This is a genomic window from Planobacterium oryzisoli (assembly GCF_015354315.1).
Classification (GTDB): Bacteria; Bacteroidota; Bacteroidia; order Flavobacteriales; family Weeksellaceae; genus Planobacterium_A; species Planobacterium_A oryzisoli.
Genome location: NZ_JADKYY010000004.1, coordinates 165,868 through 189,805, shown reverse-complemented (window position 1 = coordinate 189,805; position 23,938 = coordinate 165,868). Strand labels below are relative to the sequence as shown.

At 40.8% G+C, this 23,938-nt stretch carries 22 protein-coding genes, 1 tRNA gene and 1 pseudogene; 6 read left to right on the top strand and 18 right to left on the bottom strand.

The window, feature by feature from the left end:
• Positions 1-66 precede the first annotated feature (66 nt).
• Positions 67-1,011 carry an ABC transporter ATP-binding protein gene (locus tag IC612_RS04805; RefSeq protein ID WP_194739032.1) on the top strand — a complete coding sequence of 315 codons (945 nt, stop codon included), beginning with the start codon at positions 67-69 and terminating at the stop codon, positions 1,009-1,011.
• A gap of 212 nt (positions 1,012-1,223) precedes the next feature.
• Here IC612_RS04805 and IC612_RS04800 read toward each other — a convergent pair whose 3' ends face one another.
• Positions 1,224-1,556, bottom strand: coding sequence for a zinc ribbon domain-containing protein YjdM (locus IC612_RS04800; protein ID WP_194739031.1), 333 nt, complete (start codon positions 1,554-1,556; stop codon positions 1,224-1,226).
• A gap of 131 nt (positions 1,557-1,687) precedes the next feature.
• Here IC612_RS04800 and IC612_RS04795 point away from each other — a divergent pair, with 131 nt between their 5' ends.
• The 4 genes from IC612_RS04795 to IC612_RS04780 all read left to right on the top strand — a co-directional run bounded on the left by IC612_RS04795 (position 1,688) and on the right by IC612_RS04780 (position 6,694).
• Positions 1,688-2,896, top strand: coding sequence for an RsmB/NOP family class I SAM-dependent RNA methyltransferase (locus IC612_RS04795; RefSeq protein WP_194739030.1), 1,209 nt, complete (start codon positions 1,688-1,690; stop codon positions 2,894-2,896).
• Between the two features lie 217 nt (positions 2,897-3,113).
• Complete coding sequence (gene asnB / locus IC612_RS04790) at positions 3,114-4,778, top strand: asparagine synthase B (protein ID WP_194739029.1); 1,665 nt, start codon at positions 3,114-3,116, stop codon at positions 4,776-4,778.
• Between the two features lie 462 nt (positions 4,779-5,240).
• A complete protein-coding gene (locus IC612_RS04785; protein ID WP_194739028.1) occupies positions 5,241-6,017 on the top strand; it encodes a copper resistance protein NlpE in 777 nt (258 codons plus the stop codon).
• A 383-nt stretch (positions 6,018-6,400) separates the two neighbouring features.
• Entirely contained in the window at positions 6,401-6,694 is a 294-nt protein-coding gene (locus IC612_RS04780; RefSeq protein ID WP_194739027.1) for a putative quinol monooxygenase, read from the top strand.
• A 438-nt stretch (positions 6,695-7,132) separates the two neighbouring features.
• Here the strand turns inward: IC612_RS04780 and IC612_RS04775 are convergent, their stop codons facing one another.
• The 15 genes and pseudogenes from IC612_RS04775 to IC612_RS04705 all read right to left on the bottom strand — a co-directional run bounded on the left by IC612_RS04775 (position 7,133) and on the right by IC612_RS04705 (position 21,497).
• Entirely contained in the window at positions 7,133-7,693 is a 561-nt protein-coding gene (locus IC612_RS04775; protein WP_194739026.1) for a Crp/Fnr family transcriptional regulator, read from the bottom strand.
• 67 nt (positions 7,694-7,760) lie between these two features.
• Positions 7,761-8,759: an alpha/beta hydrolase gene (locus IC612_RS04770; protein WP_194739025.1), complete on the bottom strand. Its 999-nt coding sequence runs from the start codon at positions 8,757-8,759 to the stop codon at positions 7,761-7,763.
• A gap of 123 nt (positions 8,760-8,882) precedes the next feature.
• On the bottom strand, positions 8,883-10,136 hold the full coding sequence (locus IC612_RS04765; protein ID WP_194739024.1) for an ABC transporter permease: 1,254 nt from the start codon (positions 10,134-10,136) through the stop codon (positions 8,883-8,885).
• A 26-nt stretch (positions 10,137-10,162) separates the two neighbouring features.
• Positions 10,163-11,122 carry an HlyD family secretion protein gene (locus IC612_RS04760; protein ID WP_194739023.1) on the bottom strand — a complete coding sequence of 320 codons (960 nt, stop codon included), beginning with the start codon at positions 11,120-11,122 and terminating at the stop codon, positions 10,163-10,165.
• A gap of 32 nt (positions 11,123-11,154) precedes the next feature.
• Positions 11,155-12,561 carry a TolC family protein gene (locus IC612_RS04755; RefSeq protein WP_194739022.1) on the bottom strand — a complete coding sequence of 469 codons (1,407 nt, stop codon included), beginning with the start codon at positions 12,559-12,561 and terminating at the stop codon, positions 11,155-11,157.
• 803 nt (positions 12,562-13,364) lie between these two features.
• Positions 13,365-13,835, bottom strand: coding sequence for a DUF1905 domain-containing protein (locus IC612_RS04750; RefSeq protein WP_194739021.1), 471 nt, complete (start codon positions 13,833-13,835; stop codon positions 13,365-13,367).
• A 118-nt stretch (positions 13,836-13,953) separates the two neighbouring features.
• The gene (locus tag IC612_RS04745) at positions 13,954-14,145 is read right to left on the bottom strand and encodes a HipA N-terminal domain-containing protein (protein WP_194739020.1); all 192 of its coding nucleotides are present in this window, start codon (positions 14,143-14,145) and stop codon (positions 13,954-13,956) included.
• 12 nt (positions 14,146-14,157) lie between these two features.
• On the bottom strand, positions 14,158-14,358 hold the full coding sequence (locus tag IC612_RS04740) for a helix-turn-helix domain-containing protein (protein WP_228512876.1): 201 nt from the start codon (positions 14,356-14,358) through the stop codon (positions 14,158-14,160).
• Between the two features lie 650 nt (positions 14,359-15,008).
• Positions 15,009-15,095 (bottom strand) — tRNA-Ser (locus IC612_RS04735).
• A 365-nt stretch (positions 15,096-15,460) separates the two neighbouring features.
• Positions 15,461-16,204, bottom strand: a complete 744-nt coding sequence (locus tag IC612_RS04730) for an RteC domain-containing protein (RefSeq protein WP_456107182.1) — start codon at positions 16,202-16,204, stop codon at positions 15,461-15,463.
• A gap of 469 nt (positions 16,205-16,673) precedes the next feature.
• Positions 16,674-17,639 (bottom strand): DUF1259 domain-containing protein, encoded by a 966-nt coding sequence (locus tag IC612_RS04725; RefSeq protein ID WP_194739019.1) that lies wholly within the window; start codon positions 17,637-17,639, stop codon positions 16,674-16,676.
• A gap of 242 nt (positions 17,640-17,881) precedes the next feature.
• The gene (locus IC612_RS04720) at positions 17,882-19,147 is read right to left on the bottom strand and encodes a sensor histidine kinase (protein WP_194739018.1); all 1,266 of its coding nucleotides are present in this window, start codon (positions 19,145-19,147) and stop codon (positions 17,882-17,884) included.
• Positions 19,144-19,818 carry a response regulator transcription factor gene (locus IC612_RS04715; protein WP_194739017.1) on the bottom strand — a complete coding sequence of 225 codons (675 nt, stop codon included), beginning with the start codon at positions 19,816-19,818 and terminating at the stop codon, positions 19,144-19,146. Before IC612_RS04715 ends, IC612_RS04720 begins: the two co-directional genes overlap by 4 nt.
• Positions 19,819-19,850: 32 nt before the next feature.
• Positions 19,851-20,209: pseudogene (locus IC612_RS04710) on the bottom strand (Arm DNA-binding domain-containing protein); the annotation flags it as partial.
• A gap of 262 nt (positions 20,210-20,471) precedes the next feature.
• Positions 20,472-21,497 carry an asparaginase gene (locus IC612_RS04705; protein WP_194739016.1) on the bottom strand — a complete coding sequence of 342 codons (1,026 nt, stop codon included), beginning with the start codon at positions 21,495-21,497 and terminating at the stop codon, positions 20,472-20,474.
• Between the two features lie 41 nt (positions 21,498-21,538).
• Between IC612_RS04705 and IC612_RS04700 the strand changes: the two genes are divergently transcribed.
• Complete coding sequence (locus tag IC612_RS04700; protein ID WP_194739055.1) at positions 21,539-22,201, top strand: TrmH family RNA methyltransferase; 663 nt, start codon at positions 21,539-21,541, stop codon at positions 22,199-22,201.
• On the opposite strand, the gene IC612_RS04695 is transcribed toward IC612_RS04700, so the two are convergent.
• On the bottom strand, positions 22,198-22,896 hold the full coding sequence (locus IC612_RS04695) for an RsmE family RNA methyltransferase (RefSeq protein WP_194739015.1): 699 nt from the start codon (positions 22,894-22,896) through the stop codon (positions 22,198-22,200). The two genes, IC612_RS04700 and IC612_RS04695, sit on opposite strands and share 4 nt — an antisense overlap.
• 2 nt (positions 22,897-22,898) lie before the next feature.
• Positions 22,899-23,936, bottom strand: a complete 1,038-nt coding sequence (tsaD, locus tag IC612_RS04690) for a tRNA (adenosine(37)-N6)-threonylcarbamoyltransferase complex transferase subunit TsaD (protein ID WP_194739014.1) — start codon at positions 23,934-23,936, stop codon at positions 22,899-22,901.
• Positions 23,937-23,938 lie beyond the last annotated feature (2 nt).

The following is a 23,938-nucleotide window of genomic DNA, read 5'->3' as shown; positions in this document are numbered from 1 at the left end:
TTTGATAGTAGGCTAAAATAGCAAAAGTATTTGGATTCCAGAGGAACAATACACTAAATTTGTTTAATGCTACTTGAAATAAAAAACCTGTATTTCTCCTATACAAAGGACAAAAGATTGTTTGAGAATCTGAATCTGCGCCTTGAGCCGGGACGCACTGTTGCTCTAGCAGGGGAATCAGGGTGCGGAAAATCCACTCTCTTAAATCTCATATACGGTCTGACCGATTGGGACCAGGGAGAGATTTGGTTTAAAGGAAAAAAGCTCCTGGGTCCTAAAGGAAACATTGTTCCCGGAGAAAAAGAGATGAAAATGGTAGCTCAGAACTACGATCTGATGCCCTATTCTACCGTGCACGATAATGTAGGTAAATTTCTTTCCAATATTAATCTTAAAGCTAAAAAAGAAAAGGTCTTGGAACTACTGGATGTGGTAGGACTAAGTGAATACGCGGATGTGAAACCCCAGTTCTTGAGTGGCGGTCAGCAGCAAAGAGTAGCCATTGCTCGCAGTCTCTCAGTTGTCCCCAATCTTCTGCTGCTCGATGAACCGTTCAGTAATCTGGATTACTCGCGAAAGATAGAACTCCGTAGCAAGCTCTTTTCCTACGTGGAGCGGCACGGGATATCCCTTATAATATCCACGCACGAAATAGAGGAAGTTATGCCATGGCTGGACCGACTCGTGATTCTTCAGGACGGGCGCCTCATTCAAAACGATAGCCCTATAGAAACCTACAAAAAACCATATAACGAATACGTCGCAAGGCTCCTGGGTGAGGTGAATTCCCTTACACCTATGCAGAAATCCGCGCTCCACGCACCTAGAGATTTTTGCTTTCCACAGCAATTAGAACTCGCCTCTAGTGGGATACCGGCACTGGTTTTGGAAAGCCGATTTGCTGGAAGTCATTATTGGAACAAACTAAAACTAGCGGACGCAGAGATAGTACTTTACCATCCTACTGCTTTATCTGGTCAGCTTAAAATACAATTTAAAAGAAGTTTGTGAAATAGTGGATAACTATCCTTCCTTTGGCCATTATTTTGGCAAGGATATTGATTGATTTTCAAGGCCTTGCATCTATTAACAACTTAAGGAAATTTTTGGTTAATTCTCTTTCTGCCTTGAAGAACTGAAATTAGCACTTGTGCAATGAAGTTCTGGAATTGGAACCCTGTCCAAATCTTTCCTTATTTTTTATATATTGGTTACACTGCAGTTTATGCCTTCTTGACGAATTCACTTTTCAGAGCCATTGAACCAAAACCCTCGATTTTACAGTCTATATTATGGTCGCTTCCAGGGCGCAGTCGAATGTTCTTTACCTTGGTTCCTGCTTTCACTGGTTTGGGCATACCTTTCACTGGTAAATCTTTCCCTACTACTACCGAATCTCCGTCGGTAAGCACATTGCCGTTCATATCCAGCACCTGGTCCAAATTTTCCACCTCACTAGGATCCCATTCATTAAAACATTGCGAACACACCATAAGATGGTCTTGGGCATAAGTAAATTCACTCTGGCACTTAGGACAGATCACAGCATCGCTCATAATAAAATCGTTTGTGTAAAGATACGATTAATACTTGTCTTGAACCAGTGGCAAAACCGTACCTACTGGCTCTAAAGGCTATATACAAACCGCATGAATGCAATCTGCCTGAAAATCTGTATTTTTGCGGCATGGAATTAATTCACCGAAATCTCCTTATAGGAATACACGATGCCTTACAGGAAACCTTTTTTGAAAAAAACAAGTACGCAGATAAAGTTATAGAAAGGCTTCTAAAAGCTCACCGTAAATGGGGCAGCCAAGACCGCGCTGTTGTATCAGAGATTTTCTATAACATAATCCGTTGGAAAAAGCGGCTCGAATACTATATGGGTGAAGGGGTAAAGCCTTCCAACGTGTACAAACTTATTCTCACCTACCTTTTGTGGAGTAAGAGCCGGTACAAGAAATTTGAAGAATTTGACGGCATTAAAATTGGTGACGTACTGAAGAAACTGGAAAAAAATACGGTTCCAAATAAAGCCATCGAACATTCCGTTCCCGAATGGCTGGCTTCCACTTTAGAAAAAGAACTGGGAGAAAAATGGGAACAGGAGATGGCTGCCTTAAACCAGCAGGCTCCTACCGTACTTCGTGCCAATACACTTAAGACTACTGCAAAATCATTAGTACAAGAACTTAAACAGGAAGATGTTGAGAGCTTTACAGTCCAAGGATATCCCAGTGCGGTACAACTTGAGGAGAAGAAAAATGTATTTCTAACTTCCGCCTTTAAAGAAGGCCTTTTTGAGGTGCAGGACGCCAGTTCCCAGCGGATTGGGGAGCTGCTGGATGTTAAGGAAGGAATGCGCGTAGTAGACGCATGCGCCGGTGCAGGAGGAAAGACGCTGCACCTGGCTGCCCTTATGCAAAACAAGGGACAAATCATCGCCCTGGACATCTACGAATGGAAACTCGCCGAGCTCAAGCGCCGGGCCAAACGTGCCGGAGCGCACAACATTGAGACCCGTATGATCTCCGACAATAAAGTAATCAAAAGGCTGCACGAGAAGGCCGACCGGCTTTTAATCGATGCACCCTGCTCAGGCCTTGGCGTTCTTAAAAGAAATCCCGATTCCAAGTGGAAGATCGATCAGGATTTCATTGACCGCATAAAGACAGAGCAGCAGCAGATCCTTAGCGATTATAGTAAAATGCTCAAAAAAGGTGGTAAAATGATTTATGCCACCTGCTCTATACTTCCTTCAGAAAATTCCCAGCAGGTAGCAATTTTTTTAGCGAACACCCCTGGATTTACCCTTCTCAAAGAAGAGCACATCATGCCTAGCGAAGGGTACGACGGGTTTTACATGGCACTCATAGAAAGAGACAGTGCCTAGTATGGGTTTTTATTAGAAAACATCCAAGCAGCCCACATGGCTGCTTTCTTATTTGTGAAAAATTTTCACAAATCTGGCTCTTAACACCCCTTTCGATTAACTTATTTCGTTTTAACAGATAATTTAAGTATAAAATTAAGCAATTAATGTTTTATACTTTCTTTTTAGGTATTAATGTTGGAGTATTGCATTATTATTTTAACTAAAATTTCAATATATGTGCGGTATAGTAAGCGTATTTAACATAGTACAAACTCCGGAGGAAATCCGGGAACAGGTCTTAGCCATGGCAAAGAAAATTCGTCACCGCGGCCCGGACTGGAGCGGTATCTTTCAGCATTCCAAAGCTCTTATGGCCCATGAGCGCCTTTCCATTGTGGATCCCAGCTCAGGAGGTCAACCGCTGTACAGCGCAGACGGCCTGGTCGTTCTTGCCATCAATGGTGAAATTTATAACCACAAGGAACTACGGGCGGAATTCCCGGAGTATGCATTTCAGACACAGAGCGACTGTGAGGTACTCCTTCCTTTGTATCAAAAATACGGGGATTCTTTCCTGGACATGCTGAACGGAATATTTGCCTTCAGTCTGTACGATATTAAAAAGGACCGCTATTTAATTGGCCGTGACCATATGGGAATTTGCCCCCTCTACCACGGGTGGGATTCAATGGGACAATACTATGTTGCCTCCGAGTTAAAGGCTCTGGAAGGCATTTGCGAACGCATGGAGACGTTCCCTCCCGGGCACTACCTCTACGCCCCAGATCTAGCTCCACAAAAGTGGTACAAAAGACCATGGATTTCATATGAAAACGTGGAGAATAATGCTGCGGACCACGGAGTACTTCGCGACGCACTGGAAAGCGCGGTCCACAGGCAACTAATGACCGATGTACCCTACGGTGTGTTGCTTTCTGGAGGGTTGGATTCATCCATAACATCTGCTTTGGCGGCCAAATACGCCAGAAGCCGCGTGGAAAGTGGCGATACGCAGGAAGCATGGTACCCTCGGCTTCACAGTTTTGCAGTGGGACTCCAAGGATCTCCCGACCTTAAAGCCGCCCAGAAAATGGCTGATCATATCGGATCGGTTCATCACGAAATCCATTTTACCGTGCAGCAAGGTCTTGATGCCATCAGTGATGTCATCTATCAGCTGGAAACCTACGATGTCACCACCGTACGTGCAGCCACTCCGATGTACCTACTGGGACGCGTAATTAAATCCATGGGTATCAAGATGGTACTATCCGGCGAAGGCTCAGACGAGCTTTTCGGAGGATACCTCTATTTTCATAAAGCTCCAAGTGCAAAGGATTTTCATATGGAAACGGTTCGTAAATTAGAGCAACTGCATCTCTACGATTGTCTCAGGGCCAATAAAGCGCTCATGGCATGGGGCGTGGAAGGCAGAGTCCCGTTTCTGGACAAGGAATTTATCGACGTGGCCATGTCTTTGAATACCCACGCAAAACTCATTGATTCTAAGAATGGAAAAATTGAAAAATATGCCTTAAGAAAAGCTTTTGAAGATCTACTTCCACAGGAAATTGCCTGGAGACAAAAAGAGCAATTCAGCGACGGCGTGGGGTACCTCTGGATCGATTCTCTAAAGGCGGAAGCCGAGAAACAGATAAGCGATGAATTATTTTCCAGGGCCGGAGAGAGGTTCCCTATAAACCCTCCTAAAAGCAAAGAAGAATACCGGTACCGAGTTCTATTTGAATCGCATTTTCCAAGCGATGCAGCAGCAAAGACGGTACCTTCACAAGCTTCGGTGGCCTGCTCTTCTCCAGCAGCACTGGAATGGGACGAGAGTTTTAAAACAATGCAGGATCCTTCCGGTAGAGCTGTAGGGGTACATGCTCAAAGTTACTAGCTATCAAGAAAGCGATCTTTTTTTCTTTTTCCAAATAACCAGAGTTCCTTTGGTCTTTCAAGGCCAACAGCGAATTGAAAATCATCGAATCAAAATAAATAATAAAAACGCAGAGACAGTCCACTATTGAACGGAAGTTTTCAACATTCTGGGTTCATACTAAACAATTTTTGAAAATACTGAAGAGACCTCTAGATTGGTCTCTTTTTTGTAAGTGAGTTGTAGCCTCATTTAATTGATCCTTACTAAGTTGTCCGGGTAGAGAAGCCGGCTAAAGTTCAGCTGGTTATTTTTGGCAATATCGGAAATCACCTGCAACCATAACAGTGGTTTTTCGATGGAAATTTTGATCTTATCTCAGAAATAAATTACTTTAAATTCTTCCATTTTAATACTCCGCAATGCCTTATTTGGTCTTTTAAATTCATTAATTAGATCATCAAAAATTTTAAATTAATCTCAATGAACTCATTTAAATTCTTATCCTTAGCAGCACTGACCACCTTTTTTATTTCTTGCAGCGACAGCAAATCGACCGCAGATGATGGCAATAAAGAGCAGACAAAAACAGAGGCAAAGCAAAATAATGATTTTTCGACAGGAATCTACACGGCAACATTGCCTTGCGCAGATTGTATGGGAATCGAAAACTATATTACCTTTCAAAAAGACAACAAAGCGGTTAAAAGCACCTCGTATTTAGACAGCGATGGTACTTCTGAGAACGAGTATGGTACCTGGACAAAGAATGATGATATTATTGAACTATCCATCGCAAATTCGCCCACAGAATATTATTTGGTAAAACCCAATAAAACCTTGGTAAGACTCAATGCTGATAAGAAAGAAGTAAGCGGAGAATTAGCCAAAAATTATATTTTTAAACAAATAAAAGCATATACGCCGGCCCAGTTGAATGGTACGTATCATAGCAACACCAGTGAGAAAGGATACAACGAAATCCTGACATTGACATCTGAAAACGACAGTATTTACTCAGTAAAAATTTCATTTACGGGTGCTGCGAAAGGGTGTAAGTTTGAAGGAAAAGGAAAGTTAGTGAATAATCAGATTGATGTTGATTTAAAAACCATCAATAAAGATTTAAAAGGGACGATAACTATTTTATTTAAGGAAAATACAGCTGAAGTATTTACTTCCAAATTTGAAGATAGATTCGCATTAAATTACTTTTGTGGTGGGGGTGCAAGCTTAGCCGGAGATTATCATAAGAAATAGCATTATAAAGTTTTTATCAATAGCCTCGGTAAAAAACTTCGGTTGATGCATGGAAGTCCATTAACGAAAGTGTTGCTGAACATAAGGTTATTCAGCATTATATATTTTACCCTAAAAAGTTTTTAAAAAAATGGAAGAGACTTGTAGAAAGTTCTGTTTTTTTGCGGGTCGTTTTCATCCATCTTGTTATGTAACTTTACAAAGGACTTTAACCTATCCGAGGGATCGTAAAAAATACTCCGTGGCTGAACAAATTGATACTGACCTGCGATGTTATACATAATGATATTTAACATCTTTTGTATTTCTGGTTTGATTACAAAAACTTATGTTTGTTATAAAGAGTGTAACAACACTCTTTATAACATTAAAAATTTTAAATTATGGAAAAGTTTGCAATATTAGCAAGAGTAGAAGCAAAACCAGGTAAAGAAAATGACGTATTGGAATTCCTGAAGTCCGCCTTGCCGCTTGCCGAAGGTGAGCCAGGAACTGTAAGATGGTATGCTTTACAAATCGGCCCTTCTACTTTTGGTATATTCGATACGTTCGAAACTACAGATGCAAGAGAGTCTCACTTAAATGGTGAGATTGCAAAGGCTTTAATGGCCAACGCTTCTGAATTACTTGCTAAAGAACCTGTACTTGAAATGGTAGATCTACTAGCAGTAAAGTAAGCAGTCGAACACAAGTTATTCATTCAGTTAAATGGAGCAAGGCATTTCCCCAGCTCCATTTTTTTGTATCATTTTATGAAAGGTTGAAGCTGCGCTATGTGAACAGCATTAATCCTGAAATGTTTCCTTATCGATTTCTAATGATGTGCTTATATAAAAAGAGTATCAAAAGCGGATCATGAGAAGAAAAAGACCAACTGCTGATAACCAGAGTTTCCATGCACTTGCAAACCCAACATGAGGCTCCTGTTGAAAGCAAGTCCTGTAAGCTTTTGGAACCTTTCAGTTTGACTATCAGCAGAGATTTTGAAAAAAAGTCTCTTTTTTTGTGAATGCTTATTCCTTTACCCGCCTGAAGAATAAAATCTTTACAAAATGTACAATTATTTTTCACACTGCCACTCAAGCAGTATCTCTGTCTGTACTTTGATAACTTTTCTAAACTTCACTTCTGATCCTACTCAAAGTTTCCTGAGATATGCCAAGATAAGAAGCTATCATCCCAAGCGGAGCACGCAAAAGGATATCAGAATTATCTTCTAAAAGCTGAATATATTTTTCCTTTGCCGTCATATACTGCAAGGAATTGATGCGCCTTTCCATATTCGTCATCAGAAGTCCCAAAACACGGCGGCTGAAATTGGCAATGGTTAGGGAAGTTTCGCAGAGTTCTTCCATTTTAGAGTAACGAAAAAAGACAATCTCACTGTCTTCTATGGCTTCAATGGAATGCCTTGCCGGAATTTTCTCAAAAATGGTATCTTTATTGGCGAGAATGCTGTTTTCGGGGTAAAAATTGGTGGTGATATCTTTTCCTTTTTCAAAATAAAACGAGCGCAGAAGCCCTTTTTCTACAAAATACACCGTGCGGTTTAAAGTGTTTTGGTCGCTGATAACGGTTCCCTTTTGCACAGAAATTTTTTCGGTCTGGGTGTTTAGAAAACTGCGGATATCATCGTCGATGGTGATGTATGTGGCAAGCATTTCGGGAAAAGTCATCAGGATTCAATTTGTACAAAAATAAAAATAATGCCCTAAAAATGAGGCATTATTCACAAACTGAACATTAAAAATCATTCTTTTGTAGCCAAGTGAAAAGTTCGTCATACACTTTTTTGCGCACCGGTTTTTTGGAAAGTACCAAATCGTGAATGCCGCCTTTTACAGGAATTATCGTGACATTCCCCTTAAAATTTTCAGCATTTTTATGAATATCATTCACGTTCAGGATGATATCAGTGGAAGTCACTTCCTCATTCCAAACTCTTGGATAGCCCGATTTTTCAGAATGCATCACCAATACCGGAACCTTGAGTTCTGCGTTGCGGATGTCTTTCTGTGCGCGGTGAATAGCTCGGATAAAGCCAAAATTCACTTTCCCGTTTGCATTGGGTTTAAGTTTTAAATCATAATTCCATTCGCCCTTGAAATTTTTATGCAAGCTTTCACCGTATAAAGTGGAAAATCCACCGCCAATTTTCGTGTCAGGATGGTGTTTTCCCAGACCACTGATGACGGGGACCCCAATTTTTTTTACCAGAAACCCCATATTGAAATCATAAAACGGACTGTTCACCCAAAGTCCGGCAATATTGGGATTTTCAGTGTGATATTTCATATACCGTGTCGTAATCAAGCCGCCGGTTGAGTGCCCTGCCAAAAGAATTTTGTTATGATTTTCAGCAGCAATGATTTTTAAAGCTTCATCGATTTCGGCATTGTATTCGTCCAGATTTCTGACATTATTGAAAGTTTGATGGGGTAAATATGAACGCCCGTATTTTCTTAAATCCAAAGCATAAAAGTTAAATCCCTTTTCATTGAATTTTTCAGCCATTTCCGCCTGAAAAAAATAATCGTTAAACCCGTGAATATACAACACTGCTTTATGGGTGGGTCTTTCCGCTTTTTTGCGAATGATAGTTGCGGTAACTTTTCCTTCGTAATCATTGGGAAAATTCAATGTTTTCTGCTCAAAACCGTTTCCCAAAATATCCGACGTATATTCCTGCGAGAAGAAAAACCCCGAAAGGAAAATCAACAGCAGTAAAAAGTTCTTTTTCATTGTCCTGTTGTTTGTTAACGCAAAGTTCCGGCTTCTTTTGAAATTTGGCATTGACATTTATCAAAAAAAACGCCCGGAAATTACTTCCCGGACGAACAAACAAACTATAAAGAAATGAAAACTTTATACTACTTGCGGTGTTGAGCCGTTTTCTTTGAGGTTATTTTCTGATGCTGTAATTTCATCAAAATCATCGCTTTCATCATCTTCTGAAATATGGTATTTTTTGTAGAGTGTACTGATTTTAATTTTAAGCGCTATCCAGCCTAATACAAAATACACTAACGCCAGGATCAACAGATGGATGAAGTATTTTTGAGTTAAATAATCCGAACCGCGCTCCACAATCATTATTTTCAATGCCTCGAGATAAGGCGTTAACGGAATAATGGAATTGAAATACTGCACAAACTGAGGCATCGCCGATGTTGGCCACGTAAATCCACTTACAATGAACGCCGGAGAAGCAATCACCATCAAATATTGTGTGGCCTTCAGCGCGTCAGGAACCAAAATACTGAACAGCACGCCCAAATTGGTTGATGCCACTACGAAAATTGCGGTCAGCAGGAAAAAGTTGGGCACATTCACCGGTGACGGAATTTTAAAATAAAGGCTGCACAGGTAGAAAAACAGGATGTTGAAATTGGCAAAAATCCATACCGGAAGGCATTTTATCGCCATCACCAAAACTGCATATTTGTGTTTACCGGCAAAGTCACGTTTAAAACTGTCGCGCTTGAACTCCTCAGCAAAAGTCACGGCCATTGCCATCAAAATCACCTGCTGCAGTACCACCGCCATCATCGCGGGCCACATAAAAATCAGGTAATTGCTCGTAGTGTTGAACAGCGTGATGTAATTGGCTTTAAACGGTTCGTACTGCGTTTTCGCAATTTCTGCATTCATGCCTCTTTTCTGCAGCGCCTTGATCTCTGCCCCTGCCGAAAATGTTCCCAGGATCTGCTGAATCGCTTTCGTAGCAAAATTCGCGGTGAGAACATTGGAGGTATTGACGTAAACCGTAATTTCCGGATACTTTTTCTGCAGCATCAGCGCTTCAAATCGCTCCGGGATGATGACAACCGCGGCCGCTTCGGTTTTGATTACCTCATCTTTCAGGGGAGCCGGCTCATCGATATAATTCAGGACTTTTATGGTGTGATTGTCCTCAAACATTTGGGTTACCTGGTCGGAAAGCGGTGTTTTATCGTGGTTGATGAGGATTACCGGAATATTTTCCACCTTCCCTTTTTCATACGTGAACCCAATGAGCAATGCGTAGAATGCCGGTGCCATAAAAAACACCGAAAGCATGGTTTTATTGGTAAAAAAGAGCCGAAATTCTCTACTCAGTAAATATGTTAACTGTTTCATTTTTAATAGAATAAAAATTCCGTCACTTATTTTAAAACCACATTGGAGTTCACCAGAATATTACCCAACTGGGCCCGATTATCTGGAATTACTTTAATCTCATAAACCGCATCTTCAGGATTATAATCCGGAAAAGCCGTCGTAATATCGGCGTATTTTGCCAGTTGTTTGATTGAAACAATGCGCCCGGTAATTTCTTTTTGGTTGTAATTAACGACCATTTTTACGATTTTCCCTTTTTGATAAGCTGAAATTTTACTTTCCGGAACGGTAAATCTAAAATAAGTCGTATCCGGAATGTAGCCTGAAAAAAGTGCAAAACCGGCAGTCGCGAGTTCGCCTTTGTTCAAAGAAACTGTTTCTATTTCCATATCATTTGTAGCGATCACATATCTTTCGGAATAAGCCACATTCGCTTCCTGCAGTGCACCCATCGCCTGATTGGCCTGCCCTTCCGCCATTTCTATTTTTTCGTAGCGCGTACCGATCTGAACGTCGTGGACTTCGGCATTTGCAGCATCCAACTGTGCTTTAGCGCCCTGATATTTCGCAAAGGCTTCATCATAATTTTGTGGCGAAAGCAAGCTATCGCGGTACATATTTCTTGCCCTGTTGTAGGCTTTCTGCGCGTACTGGTACTGCTCCTGAAGCCCCTTTTGCTTGGCTTTCAACTGCCTCATTTGGTCCGCTGTAGCACCGTTCCTTGCCATTTGAGCCTGTGCTTTGGCTGCGGAAGTTGCACCCTTTGCCTGTGCTATTTTTGCAGAAACCTCAGGTACATCAAGTTTTGCAAGCGTATCCCCGGCTTTTACGGTTTGCCCTTCTTCCACATAAATTTCCAGGATTCGCCCGGTTACTTTTGGTGAAAAAGTGACGAGGTCTTTTCTCGTCTTGCCTTCAATGGTACGTTCTGCGGGCTTTTGGCTGCAATTGACTAAAGTTAAAAGTGTAAGAACAGAAAGTATTTTTGATGATGTAGATTTCATTTCGTTTGCTTGTTTTTTAATTTTTTAATTAATTAAAGACTTTCAGGATTTAGGTTTTGTGTAGATTTCATCAGTTCAATGGCGGAAACTCTCTCATTGAAAATCGCGGTCTGCAGCTCCAGTTCGGCATTCTGTAAATCCGTTTCTGCGTCGATAAGTGCCGCGGAGGTTTTAGTGCCGTATCTGAATTCCTTTTCCACCTGTTCCAAACCTTTTGCTGCGATCTGTCTTGCCTTTTCTTTCAGTTTGATCTGAGCGTTCGCGATGTTGTAATTGGTTTGATTGTTGGCGAGGTTCAAGTTCAATTTTTTAATCGCGTCTTTCTGTTTACTCTCTAGAATTTCTTTATCAATTTTGGCTTTTTCAATGGCGTGTTTACCTTCATTACCGTCGAAAACCTCCCATTTAAAGCCAATTCCTGCGGTAAACATGGGAAATACGTTTATGGCACTGGGATGCAAATCGAGTTTTTTTCCGGTGCCGGGAAAAATTTCATCCGAGGTTGTAATGTGGTTGTTGTAAAGTCCGAAATACGACAGCGAAGTCTGTGCCTGAACTTTCGGAACCCACCATCTCTCTTCGGCTTTAATTTTAAAATCTGTCGCGTTCATACCATGCTGAAGCGCTTTCACCTCTGCCCTGTTTTCTACGGTTTCGTTCAGAACTTCGTAGTTTATCGGCTGAAGGTCGTGTTCAATCAGGGCAATGCGCTCTCTTTCAATGCCTGTCAACAGATGGATCTGAGTGACCAAAAGCTCCTTTTTGCCTTCATATTCCACCATTTTGGAATCCAAAGTGGCCTGTGCAAGTTCTATTTTTTTATGGTCGTAAGGCGTAATCAAACCATAACCCAAAGCTTTGTCGGCAGTTTTTTTATTGATTTCCAAACGTTTTTTGGACTGATTCAGAACTTTTTTGGATTCGTAAACCAGCGCCAATTGGTCGTACGCTTTGGAAATTTCGCTAATGACGTCATCCTTGGTTTTCTGCATCATCACTTCTTCCGAAAGATTTTTCTCGCGGTTGGCTTCTTTCAGATATTTTACCTTTCCGCCGGAATAGATCACCATACTTGCTTCTGCTTTTGCCGAGGCAGAAAGACCGGAAATATTGAGATTATTGCTCAGCTGTCCTTCAGGTACCACTGCTCCCATAAAAACCGGGGGAACTGCCGGAACTTTTATTTCCGGTGAATTAATATGCGCGGAAGTGTACATATAACCGGTTTTCCCCGTAATCTCCACTTTTGGAAGAAACACATCATTCAGTTTTTCGTCGTCGAGTTTCGTATACTTATTTTCTAAAACCTGCTGGTTCAGCGTTTCATTATTCTGCAGCGCACGGCTGATGAGTTCCTGCAGCGTAGGTGCCTGCTGCGCATAAAGCGTGAGAGGCAACGAAAAAGCTGCGCCCATAAGGAATTTGTGAATAGTTTTCATTTATGTTTGTTTGTAAAATTGAACGTGCAAATTTCCGACCGCTGGAGAAAGATTCCTTTGACAAATGTCAAAAAAACACGAACCTCAAATGTTACGGTCAAAGTAGTACAATTTAAAATCATGAAATTGTTTTGGGAAAAACATTTTCAGATTATTGAAGTCAAATAATTCTTTTTCCAACATTATCCAGACAAATATTCAGCAGCTAACGCGAGCCGTTTTATTGTAAATAATGCCGATCAAATTGCCAATGTATGATTGCGACATTAATTATTGATGTTCTTGTAGGAAGCGAGTTAGTAGAAGATGTTGGGAATTTTGGTAACAAAACACAACAAGCTACCGGCATCACCATCGCAGGCGCGTAGGAGCTTTGGCTGATAGGAATTTTAGATAAACTATTTAATTCAACTGCAGTTTAAAGGGAAAATCAGAAAAATAATAATGTAGATCTTACAAATTTGGTTGTAACGCCAAGGGACAAGAATAATGACGTTGCTTACATTTATGCATGTTTGGAATAATAAGGCCTTTGCAAATAGAACGTAAAGGGATGATGAACAGCATTTAGGAATAATAATCCAGAAGGTATTGCACACTGTATTAAAGGCCTGGGTAAAAAATTAATCATCAACCCATCTCTTGTGCAGATGAGAAATTATTCAGAATATGGATATGGAAGTACAACAACGAAACACTGCACAGCGCACTTCACTATAGGACACCGAGAAACTCTACTTTTAGGTGGTGCTGAAAAGAGGCGGATTATACAAAAAGATGAGAGTTTAGCCCTTGGTGGATTTTTAATCACCGCGTTTCGCGGTAAGAGAATCTACATAGGAAGTAAGTTTTTTTAACTGTAATTCTTGGGATTTCTGACTTAGTATGTCCTGTGTGATATCCTGCTGCTCGTCCCGGGATAACTGCAGGAACGCTTCGATAACGCCTAAAGCGTGAAAGGATTCTATAATATCTTCCTTTGTCCACTGTTTCTCCTGGTGCAACAGATACAAACTCACCGTAACGCTGTCTCCACCCTTTTTCTGGATTGCTTTCCTAATCTTCCCATTGATCGATATTAGTTTATCTCCTTCTCCTATTTTAGCAAGATTCAAGCTTTCGATTGGGTAGTTGTCAATAGTGCCCGCTACTTTCAGTGAACCCCACTTTCCTACCAGATTCTTAGTATTTGGAATAACCAGGTGGTAAGTCCAGGCACCATTGCCAGGTACATACTTTAATTCTAATTTTCTGTTCTTAACTAGGTAATTCATTACTTAGGCATTCCTCAATTATTTACTATTTCCCATTTCACAACTACTTCAAGAGCGTCTTTCCAACGTGCTCTTTAGCTTAATTTGCCCCCAGAATGCAAACGGAAGACCAACTTGTTCACTCAGGCAAAAGATGATAGAAAAACGGGAACAGTGAATCTGTTGAAAATGCAATTTCACTTTTAGGGAATGTCAAGCTTATAGACGTTTTTGAAGGATCTGAAAGCCATTTTTCATCATATGTGAAGTAAAAACTGCCGTCATTATTTTGTGTCAAAACTCCGGCTAATTCTCCCTTATAAAAAAACATTTGCAGCGCGCATCATTCAGGTTTTTTAGTTTCCAGTTTTATTTCTAAACCGAGTGCGTCACAAAGTTTCTGAAGCGTTTGTAAAGTGGGATTTCCTTTTCCGCTTTCAAACTGTTTCAGCGTGCGCAAGCTAACCCCAGATATTTCCGAGAGCGTTTCCTGAGTGACATCCAGAATTTTTCGTCGTTCTTTGATAGACTCGATTAAACTCAATAGCCTAATATACTGCACTTTTGGACAAAGATACACGGCTCACTGGAAATAAAAAACAGAAAAGTGCGATTAAATACACATTTATAAATTTGATAAAGCATCTATAACAAAAATAATATACAAAGGATCCTTAGGTCTTTGTGAACTGCTTTCAAGTTTTATTAAATTCGTGACACGACACAAGACAAGTTTTAGATACTATTTAAGGTGGATTGTTGTGAATTGCTTTTAAATTATATTAAAGTCGTGACACGACACAACGGAAAAGTCTAAGTCACCCAAGTGGCAGAAGTTGTGAAATCATTTGGGGTTCATCCTGTCCATAATCAGGAGGTTTTTTTATGTCCAAATGTTACGAGATCACCACAAAATTAGAAGTAAATGAGCAAAACATTTAAGGCGCGGAAACTTGCTTCTTATAATTAATTTGGAATCTTAGGGCTCGCAAGATGTTCAAAAAGTGTAGATCACGATAAACAGGACGTTTCCGGCGATTTTCGATGAGCACGTCGGTGTCGGACTTACTACTCACTGAATTACGGTGTTCGAATATGTAATTCTTCGGTGTTTTTTGTAACTCCTAAAAAATGAAAAAACCCTTTAAACACAACGTTTTAAAGGGTTCTGGTAAGTTTTGTTTTCTTACTTCGCAGAGAGGAAGGGATTCGAACCCTCGATACGGTTACCCGTATACCAACTTTCCAGGCTGGCCTCTTCAACCACTCGAGCACCTCTCTTTATTAGCGTTGGCAAAAATAGTATATTATTCTTAGGAATGAAAATATACCGCACTTTTTTTTATTAAAAATAACGGAAAAGCCAAAAACAGCTTATAATGAGTAGTTTACGAGGTGGGCTATCGTTGTAGGTAACGATTTAGTAATGGTGCTTACTGCATTCATCTTCACTCAATTTCCTTGTAAATCAGTAGCAAATATAAAAAAATCTATTGAGTTTATCCGCTTTTTTGTGTCTCAGTCGTACATTCTTTTTTAAGGGGTTCCACTTGCCGTTTTTACATCTCTGGTCAAAAAAATCTTACCTGACTTAAGCCCCTCACGGAGCGAATCAAGGAATTTGGCACGGCTCATCTTTCGGTTTCTCAACTATAAATACGTTTGGTAAAAATTGCCCAATTCCGTATTAAAAAACCTTCAAAATATTTCGCTATTACCCTTATATCCCCATTGCCGTTATCAAAGACACCCTGATAGTGCAGGGCATAAATCAGCTCAATCATAGAGGCTTTACTGCCCGTCCACTTTAATTGGTGTATCTCTACTGCTTTATCTATCTGGGTGCTGCAACAATACAGTTGGTCTTCGATATAGATTTGTATCAGGTCGTTGGCAATAACCTTTGCTGCTTTATAATCATGGGACGTAGAAAACCGATGGTCAGTTTCAAAATAAACTGTGTCTAAACTCAACTTTATATCATATTTTCCTCTCACAAACAGCTTGTCATCAATAAACGAATTATTGGTACGATAATACCTGTAAAATTCAAGATTATTATCAAAGAATTTTTTAAGTTTCTTTAATTCAGCATTAAGGTACTTCCTTATAGATTTCGTTGCGTTTGGTTTTTTTGTCTCGATTTTATAGATTTCGTTGTAATAGATGAGTTTTGCTACGATTACTGGTTTCTGATATTTGAAAAAGCGAATTTCTTCAGCAACATTCTTAAATCCATTTTCCAGCACATATTCCTTTATTTCGAGCAAACAGTCAATAATAAGGTGAATAACAGCTTCAATCCTTTCAATTGAACAAGGTGTTTCAATCTCTATGTCGTTGATTGCCGTTTCCAGCTTTTGTAATGTTTGATTGAAAAATTTGTCCATCCGATTATTTTTGGAAATTCCAGAATACTGCACCCACACAGGCTGAGAAAATGATATAAGTATTATCCATTACCATATGAGTTAACGACAATGTGCCGAATGCTTGATCTACATTGATCTAAGATGAGTAATACTGAGCTTTACCATATCACAAGGCATCCCTTACAGAATTAATGATGAATTGAATAAAGCCTTGTTAAATTGCTTTTACAAGGCTTTAAAGGCTTTAAAAGAGATTGCAACCACTCTTGTTAACGGTGTTGCTGCCATATTACTGTTGTCCAAAGGTAACCGACGCTCAAGTATACATACTTTCGCACCTGAAAAATTGCAATCCAGAATAACGTCGTTCCAATAGTGACATCAAGACTCATTCTCAAAACAAAGAATGCCGCAGGAATTTCAAATAGAGTTATATTATTTTGGTAGGACAATAATATCTGCACACTTTAGCTTAATAAATGTGTTTTTAGTGTTTCATCTCCATTTGTCCCTTACCCGTCTTGTCAAGCGCAAGTTTCAAAGATTTGACAAGTTCCTCCGCATTTCCTACTGCCCAATAATGCAAAAAGAAGACGTGTGGTTTTTCCTGTACCATGTGGTTATGAACTGCTACCACTTCGATGCCATTTTCAATCAGTGCCTTAATGACCGGTGCTACTTCGTCCTCAAGCATGGCAAAATCTCCCGCGATCGCAGCTTTCTCGTTAGTCCCTTGAATTGCGATCCATGTATTATATCCAAAAAATGTGGAAATAGAGATACCATGTTCCGTAATAGGTGCATCCGGACGACCAATAGTGTATTTATATACCCCTTTGGACATTTCGCCTTTTATTCCTAATATGTTGTCCAGTTTTTTGATATCTATTGTGTTTTCAACAACTCTGTGGGCAAATGAACCTTTTGACGGATCTCCACCACGTATTTGTTTCACTTTGTCAAGTACCGCCTTCGCCTTGGATGCCATTTGCTCAGTACTGCCACTTCCGCCTATATGCATATACATGACATTTGGGTGATTTCTCACGAAATGATTATGTATGGCAGTAATGGTAAGCCCCTGTTTAATTGCCTCACGCTGGACAGGTTTCAAATCTGTCTCTGTGACCACAATATCCCCCATTATCATTGCACCATCACTGGTGGGCGTAAATGCTATCCAGGTGCCAAGTCCCATAGGAGGGATAATCTTAAAGCTATCAACCCTTATATCCAGATCATTTTGTGGCACGGTTATTTTAAATTCCCCATTTTTCTCAACACCTTTCATGCCCAATATAGACTCTATTTTGGCTATATCGAGCTTTCCCCTCACAGTATTATGCATCATCTGGGTTTGACCCTTTGATTGTGCGCTCACGTTATTGCTGCCAGCAACAGCGACAACAGCCGAGAATGTAAGCACCCTTAAAAAACTGATTGATTTTTTCATGATTCTATTATATTTGTTTAATACTCTAATTTATTTAGCGACTGACGGTATTACCCGAATGTCAGCTTTCAATTCTTCTGTGCCGATGCCTGAAATATAGAAAAGGCTCCTATTAAAACCGGCAGGCATTTCTTTTTAACAATGGTGTACAACATCTTATGTATCAATTTTCGATATCCTCAATTTGATACAAAGCTATAAACCGATTTTGGAGATATTTTGGAGATGACCTGAAGGGGTTGTCACCTAAAACATACTTCTACTATATGCCAGCCATTTTTGTAGTTGTACTCTATATTATATTGGTATAGTTGGCTAATTTGCCTGACCAAAGCCAGTCCTAAACCTGTAGTCTGTTTTTGATGGGTATTTTTCCTGAATCGCTCGAACAGTACCTCCGGATCTACAAACAAAGGGTCTCCCGTATTTTCAATTATGAGTTTACCGTCGTTGATGATTACGGCGATTTCCTTTTTGTTATTATTATGGACGATGGCATTATTGATGAGATTGGAAATCAGGATTTCTATTAATAGTAGATTAGCTGTTACGGTAATCTCTTCCTCCATGTTACTTTTTATCCGTGGACAGTTATCTACGTATTCTGAACAGTCGTCCAATATTTTACGGACAACATTGTTTATGCTTATGTTTTCCCTATCGGGAAACTGGCTATTTTCTATTTTGGCAAGTAACAGTAATATCCTGTTCATTTCGCTAAGACGGTTTGTAGCATTAGCTATGTCGCCCAACAATAACGCTTCCTCCTCCTTAATATCCGGCTGGTTAATGAGTAATTCGATTTTGGCACGGATAATCGCGAGAGGGGTTTGGATTTCGTGGGATGCATTTTCGACAAATTGCTTTTGATTGTAGTAGGCCTTATTTACATTTTTGACTAATTTATTAAGTGTGCTATTAAGCCTGTCAAATTCTGTGGTTCCGGTTTCCTCGGGAAGTTGAAAATGGCTGTTCCGGGCAATATCAAAATTTTCAGCAGAACTTATGCTTAAAAAGAATGGTCGCCATAGTCTTGCTGAACTCTTCCTGCTCACAACCATGATTGCAATCAATAATACCAGTAGAATTACTGCTTCGGAAGCAAATACCTTAATGATCAGGTGGGTGGTTTCGGTCGAGGAAATATAGGTAGACACAAGATAAGACTGATCATTCCATTGATATCGGTTGGTCAATACCTTAAACGGAAGATTTTTCCCTTCCGCAGGATAGAAAATAACAGTATCACTTGGGACATTGACTATGGCGGGGGCTGATGCATCACTTTCTGAAATATCGTATTCCCCCGCAATATGCTTTTCCAGAGCGCCGGACGTAGCAATAAATCTTCCCCAAACATTTTGCTGCTTAAGTAACAGGTATTTTTCTTCGGCATGGTGTGCATGTTTCTTCAAAATAATATAAAATATTCCTGAACTGACCAGCAGGATAATGGGCAGCCATATCAGGAGGACATTGGTATTGCGCTGTAAAAGAGGTTTGCTCATATCGAAATCTTATATCCTAATCCATAAATTGTTTGTATGAGTTCATCACAACCGCATTCTTTCAGTTTACGTTTTAGGTTTTTTATCTGGGAGTACACAAAATCAAACGAAGGCATACTGTCGGTACGGTTTCCGTATATATGCTCGGCTATGGCCTGTCTGCTTACTACACGGTTTGCGTTGTTCAGCAGGTAAGCCAACAGGTCAAACTCGCTCCTTGTAAGCGATAAGCGTTGCTGGTTGCAGGTTACCAGGCGGGAGGCGAGATCAACCTGTAAGTTGCGTATTTCAAGCAGATTAGCTCCATTACTATATTTTCTGCGAATTAGCGCCCTAACCCGCGCGTTTAGTTCAGAGAGATGAAAAGGCTTTGTCACATAATCATCGGCACCAAGGGATAATCCCTCAATTTTATCGTCCAGGGAATTACGGGCAGAAATAATGATTACGCCATCCTGTTTTCTTTCCTCCCGAAGAAGTTTTAAAAGTTTAAGTCCATTGCCATCCGGCAGGTTAATATCCAGAATTACACAGTCGTACTCAAAGGACTCTATTCGTTGCAATCCTTCATAGAACGTAGCTACTCCTTCACAACGAAAGTCCTCTTGTGTGAGATATTGTAGAATACTTTCCAGCAAATCCGGTTCGTCTTCGATTATTAACAATTTCATCTCATTCTTTTACTGTAAAAGTAATAACAAACTTTGGAGAATTTTGTATAAATGTCGGCTTCATCCATCACGCCAACACCGAGAAACGTGAGCTTTACCTTATCAGCGGTGGCAAAACCCTCGTCTTTCATCATGTCCTCGTAAATCTTGTCGATACGTGTCCGTATTTTGTCCAACTTGGCGTTAACAGTAAGAGCAACGCTGCTCTTACCCAAAACACGGCCATACTTCAAATCCCAATTGTCAGGGTGAATTTCCAGCTTGGTGCTGAATGATGCGGGCTTTCCGTCAACGGTAATACGCCCCATGATAGCAACCGCTCCGTTCTTCTTTGGCTCGTTTTTCTTTAGGTAGAAAGCAGCTTAAACGTTGACCTTTTCGTCTGTTCCATAACTCAATTGTTTAATGTTTAAAATTAAAAATCAATGAGTTACAGGGGGATATGAAAAGGAGTGCAAAAGACTGAAATATAATCAGTTATATTAAGGCAGGTCGGACTGTAACCAGTAACGATTTAGTAACCTAACCCTGTCTTATTAAGCCCAAAAACCAAAGTACAGAGACTTCCAATTTTAGACCCACGTTTTATAAACTACTGTGTTTTAGCGGACTTCGCCGTTTTGCTTATTTTTGCTTTTTGTCGTTATTTTTTACTAAAACTCTTCAGCACTCATTTCTCCGCATAGTACCTGCTGGAAATTTTCAGCAAAAGAACCCTTGTAATTAGGATTGTCTAGTAAATGCATCGCCTTGGTAATTGCCGCTTCCGCGGTAAGGTCGTGTCCACTGATTGCTCCTACAGCACTGAATACATTACTGTTTTCGTACTTTCCAAAACTGATTCCTCCCGATACGCACTGACTCACTACCACGATGTCGGTACCCTGCTCTCTTAGTGTGCGCAACACCTTTTCCGATTTTGCACTGTGAAAAATAGTTCCCGATCCAAAAACCTGAAGGATTAATACCTTCACTTGAGGAAGTTTTAAAAGATAATCCATCGGCATACCTGGAAATATGCGCCAGAACAGAATATCAGAAGAGAGATGGTAGTCTACCCTAAATAATTCGTCCGTAGAATTCCGAAAAAGCGCTTCCTTATCCACATTTAAATGCACGCCGCTTTGACCTAGAATTTCGTAGTTAGGAGAACTGTACGCGTCAAAATACTCCGCCGAGTACTTAAGAGTACGGTTGGCCCGAAGAAGTTTGTATTCGAAGTAAATAGCTACCTCTTGCACTACCGCCTCATCGTGCTCATAGAGACTTGCATAGTAAAGACCGGTAAGAAAATTTTCCCTTGCGTCGGTACGCAAATCCCCAATAGGAAGCTGAGATCCGGTAAAAATTACCGGTTTACGGAGTCCTTTAAGCATGAAGCTTAATGCAGATGCACTGTAGGCCATAGTATCGGTTCCGTGGAGTACTAAAAAACCATCGTAGTGTGTATACTCCTCTTCTATAATGGTTGCGATTTGTTTCCATTCCTCAGGACCCATATCCGAAGAGTCTAGAGGTTCTGGAAAGGAACTAATTGCCACCTCGCATTCCAAAAGATTGATCTCTGGAATTTTTTTGGCAATGTGCTCAAAGTTGAAAGGTTTTAGACTTCCCGATACGTAGTCTTTTTCCATTCCTATCGTTCCACCGGTATAGATGAGTAGTACCTTGCGCTTCATGTACCCAAAAATACGTTAATTTGCAGCATCTGTACAATGCTATGAACCACCTTGAAGAAACATTTTCCTATTTAAGTACATTTCTTACCCCCAAAAGGCTACAAACCATCCTCGAGCATGCCGAAAAAAGCACAGACTATGTCCTTCCGGTACTGGAAGACGTGTACCAATTCCGCAATGCCGCTGCGGTGGTGCGCAGCGCCGAGGCCTGCGGAATCCACCGCGTACTAAGCCTGGAAAATAGAAATGTATTTGACCCCAACTTAACCGTCACCAAGGGAGCGGAAACATGGGTGGAAGTAGAGCGTATTGGTCAGGAGCTAGATCCTGTAGAAACCTTGAAGAAAAAAGGATATCAGATACTGGCAATATCACCGGAGCGGGACGCACTTGATCTTCCGGACATGCAAGTTACTGGACCTATGGCCCTATTCTTTGGAACGGAGAAAGAAGGAGTATCACAAAAGATCTTGGATGCAGCGGACTTAACCGTAAAAATTCCAATGTATGGCCTCACGCGAAGTTTCAATGTCTCGGTGGCTGCAGGAATTTGTTTTTACCAGCTGCGCGAAAAGCTAAGGCATTCGGAGCTGCCTTATCTGCTTTCGGAAGAAAAAAAACTCGAACTTAAAATACGTTGGGCAAAGAATTCCATCCCCAGTGGAGAGGCTATATTACGTGCCTACGCAGAAAATAACCACTAATCCAAGGACATGCGCTGGTAATTCCAGGCGGCCACATACAATCCAGCGGTCTCGGTTCGTAGCCTTTGGAAACCGAGAGAAATTCCTCCTACTCCTTTCTCTTGTAAAAGCGCAATTTCTCCAGCACTGAAATCACCTTCGGGTCCGATCAGAATAGTGATTTTCTCCAGTAAAGGCAAACCACTGAGCTCATGTCTCTCCAACTGATTGTTACAATGCGCTACAAAGGTGCGCCCTGGTATGATTGTTTCAATAAAACTTTTAAAAGAAATAAGCCCCTCCACTTCAGGAAAATAGACCCTACGGGACTGTTTACACGCCGCAATAGCCTGGCGCTGCAGTTTTTCAATGTTGATTTGCTTCCGCTCGGAATGATCGCACTGAATAAAAGTCACTTTATCCACTCCCATTTCGGTAGCCTTCTCAAGGAAAAATTCGGTTCGATCGATGTTTTTTGTTGGAGCAATTGCAAGGTGCAGTGCCGGCACAAATGGAAAGGGCTCCTTGCGAAGGGTAGTATGCTCTATTAGTGCTTTCTTTCCTTCTACTCTAAGAAGTCCACTTGCTATCTGCCCTTTACCGTCGGTAACTGCAATAGGGTCTCCCGAACCAAGGCGTAGGACCTTTAGTATATGCTGCTGTTCTTCAGGAGCGATACGCACCTCTGTGTCTATTTCACCAAAAAAAAGATTCATATCTATTTTGTAAAATCCTGTATAAGATCGTAGCGGGCGGCGGCGGAAACATCCAGATCACAAAATTCTCCCCGCTCGAATTTCAGACTTGCCACCATGGCTATCATTGCCGCATTGTCTGTGGTGTATTCAAATTTAGGGATGTAGGTATTCCATCCTAAAGTCTCTTCCCTTTTTTTCATCTCTGCGCGCAAAAACGAATTGGCTGAGACCCCTCCAGCAATAGCCACTTCTTTTACTCCTAATTCTTCCGATGCTTTTTCAAGCTTTACCATTAGTGAATCAATGATGGTCTTTTGCACCGAGGCACATAGGTCATAGATATTACTCTGAATGAACGTTGGGTCCTCTTTGAGCAGCTTCTGAATAAAATACAGAACGGATGTCTTTACCCCACTAAAGGAGTAGTCGTAGTTCTCCATCTTGGCTTTGGAAAACGAAAACCGTAGCGGATCGCCCTCTTTGGCCATTCTATCAATTATGGGTCCTGCCGGATAATCCAGCTGAAGGATCTTGCCAATCTTATCAAAGGCCTCTCCTGCGGCATCGTCAATAGTCTTGCCTATGATCTGCATCTGGAAATAGTCTTTAACCAAAACAATCATCGTATGTCCCCCGCTTACCGTCAGACACAAAAAAGGGAATTTTGGAGGCATAATATTTGCATCCTCGATGAAATGGGCTAGGATATGCGCCTGAAGGTGGTTCACCTCAATAAGAGGAACCTGTAGACTCATAGCCAGGGATTTGGCAAAAGACGTTCCCACCAGTAGAGATCCCAAGAGGCCAGGGCCTCTGGTAAAGCCTACTGCAGAAATGTCTTTTTGTTGTATATTTGCTTGAATAAGGGCCTTTGAAACTACAGGAATAATGTTTTGCTGATGGGCACGCGATGCCAATTCAGGAACTACTCCACCGTATTCGTTGTGCACCTGTTGGGTGGCTGCGATATTGGACAAGATCTTATTGCCCCGGATAACCGCTGCAGAGGTGTCGTCGCAGGACGACTCAATACCCAAAATTACTGTTGATTCGCTCATTA

Coding starts and splice junctions, on each gene's coding strand:
- IC612_RS04750 (WP_194739021.1), bottom strand. CDS start 13,835: ATGAATTACCTAGTTAAGAACAGAAAATTAGAATTAAAGTATGTACCT.
- IC612_RS04805 (WP_194739032.1), top strand. CDS start 67: ATGCTACTTGAAATAAAAAACCTGTATTTCTCCTATACAAAGGACAAA.
- tsaD (WP_194739014.1), bottom strand. CDS start 23,936: ATGAGCGAATCAACAGTAATTTTGGGTATTGAGTCGTCCTGCGACGAC.
- IC612_RS04745 (WP_194739020.1), bottom strand. CDS start 14,145: ATGTTTTTTTATAAGGGAGAATTAGCCGGAGTTTTGACACAAAATAAT.
- IC612_RS04760 (WP_194739023.1), bottom strand. CDS start 11,122: ATGAAATCTACATCATCAAAAATACTTTCTGTTCTTACACTTTTAACT.
- IC612_RS04780 (WP_194739027.1), top strand. CDS start 6,401: ATGGAAAAGTTTGCAATATTAGCAAGAGTAGAAGCAAAACCAGGTAAA.
- IC612_RS04725 (WP_194739019.1), bottom strand. CDS start 17,639: ATGAAAAAATCAATCAGTTTTTTAAGGGTGCTTACATTCTCGGCTGTT.
- IC612_RS04775 (WP_194739026.1), bottom strand. CDS start 7,693: ATGACTTTTCCCGAAATGCTTGCCACATACATCACCATCGACGATGAT.
- IC612_RS04705 (WP_194739016.1), bottom strand. CDS start 21,497: ATGAAGCGCAAGGTACTACTCATCTATACCGGTGGAACGATAGGAATG.
- IC612_RS04795 (WP_194739030.1), top strand. CDS start 1,688: ATGGAATTAATTCACCGAAATCTCCTTATAGGAATACACGATGCCTTA.
- IC612_RS04800 (WP_194739031.1), bottom strand. CDS start 1,556: ATGAGCGATGCTGTGATCTGTCCTAAGTGCCAGAGTGAATTTACTTAT.
- asnB (WP_194739029.1), top strand. CDS start 3,114: ATGTGCGGTATAGTAAGCGTATTTAACATAGTACAAACTCCGGAGGAA.
- IC612_RS04785 (WP_194739028.1), top strand. CDS start 5,241: ATGAACTCATTTAAATTCTTATCCTTAGCAGCACTGACCACCTTTTTT.
- IC612_RS04765 (WP_194739024.1), bottom strand. CDS start 10,136: ATGAAACAGTTAACATATTTACTGAGTAGAGAATTTCGGCTCTTTTTT.
- IC612_RS04770 (WP_194739025.1), bottom strand. CDS start 8,759: ATGAAAAAGAACTTTTTACTGCTGTTGATTTTCCTTTCGGGGTTTTTC.
- IC612_RS04695 (WP_194739015.1), bottom strand. CDS start 22,896: ATGAATCTTTTTTTTGGTGAAATAGACACAGAGGTGCGTATCGCTCCT.
- IC612_RS04730 (WP_456107182.1), bottom strand. CDS start 16,204: ATGGACAAATTTTTCAATCAAACATTACAAAAGCTGGAAACGGCAATC.
- IC612_RS04720 (WP_194739018.1), bottom strand. CDS start 19,147: ATGAGCAAACCTCTTTTACAGCGCAATACCAATGTCCTCCTGATATGG.
- IC612_RS04715 (WP_194739017.1), bottom strand. CDS start 19,818: ATGAAATTGTTAATAATCGAAGACGAACCGGATTTGCTGGAAAGTATT.
- IC612_RS04700 (WP_194739055.1), top strand. CDS start 21,539: ATGAACCACCTTGAAGAAACATTTTCCTATTTAAGTACATTTCTTACC.
- IC612_RS04755 (WP_194739022.1), bottom strand. CDS start 12,561: ATGAAAACTATTCACAAATTCCTTATGGGCGCAGCTTTTTCGTTGCCT.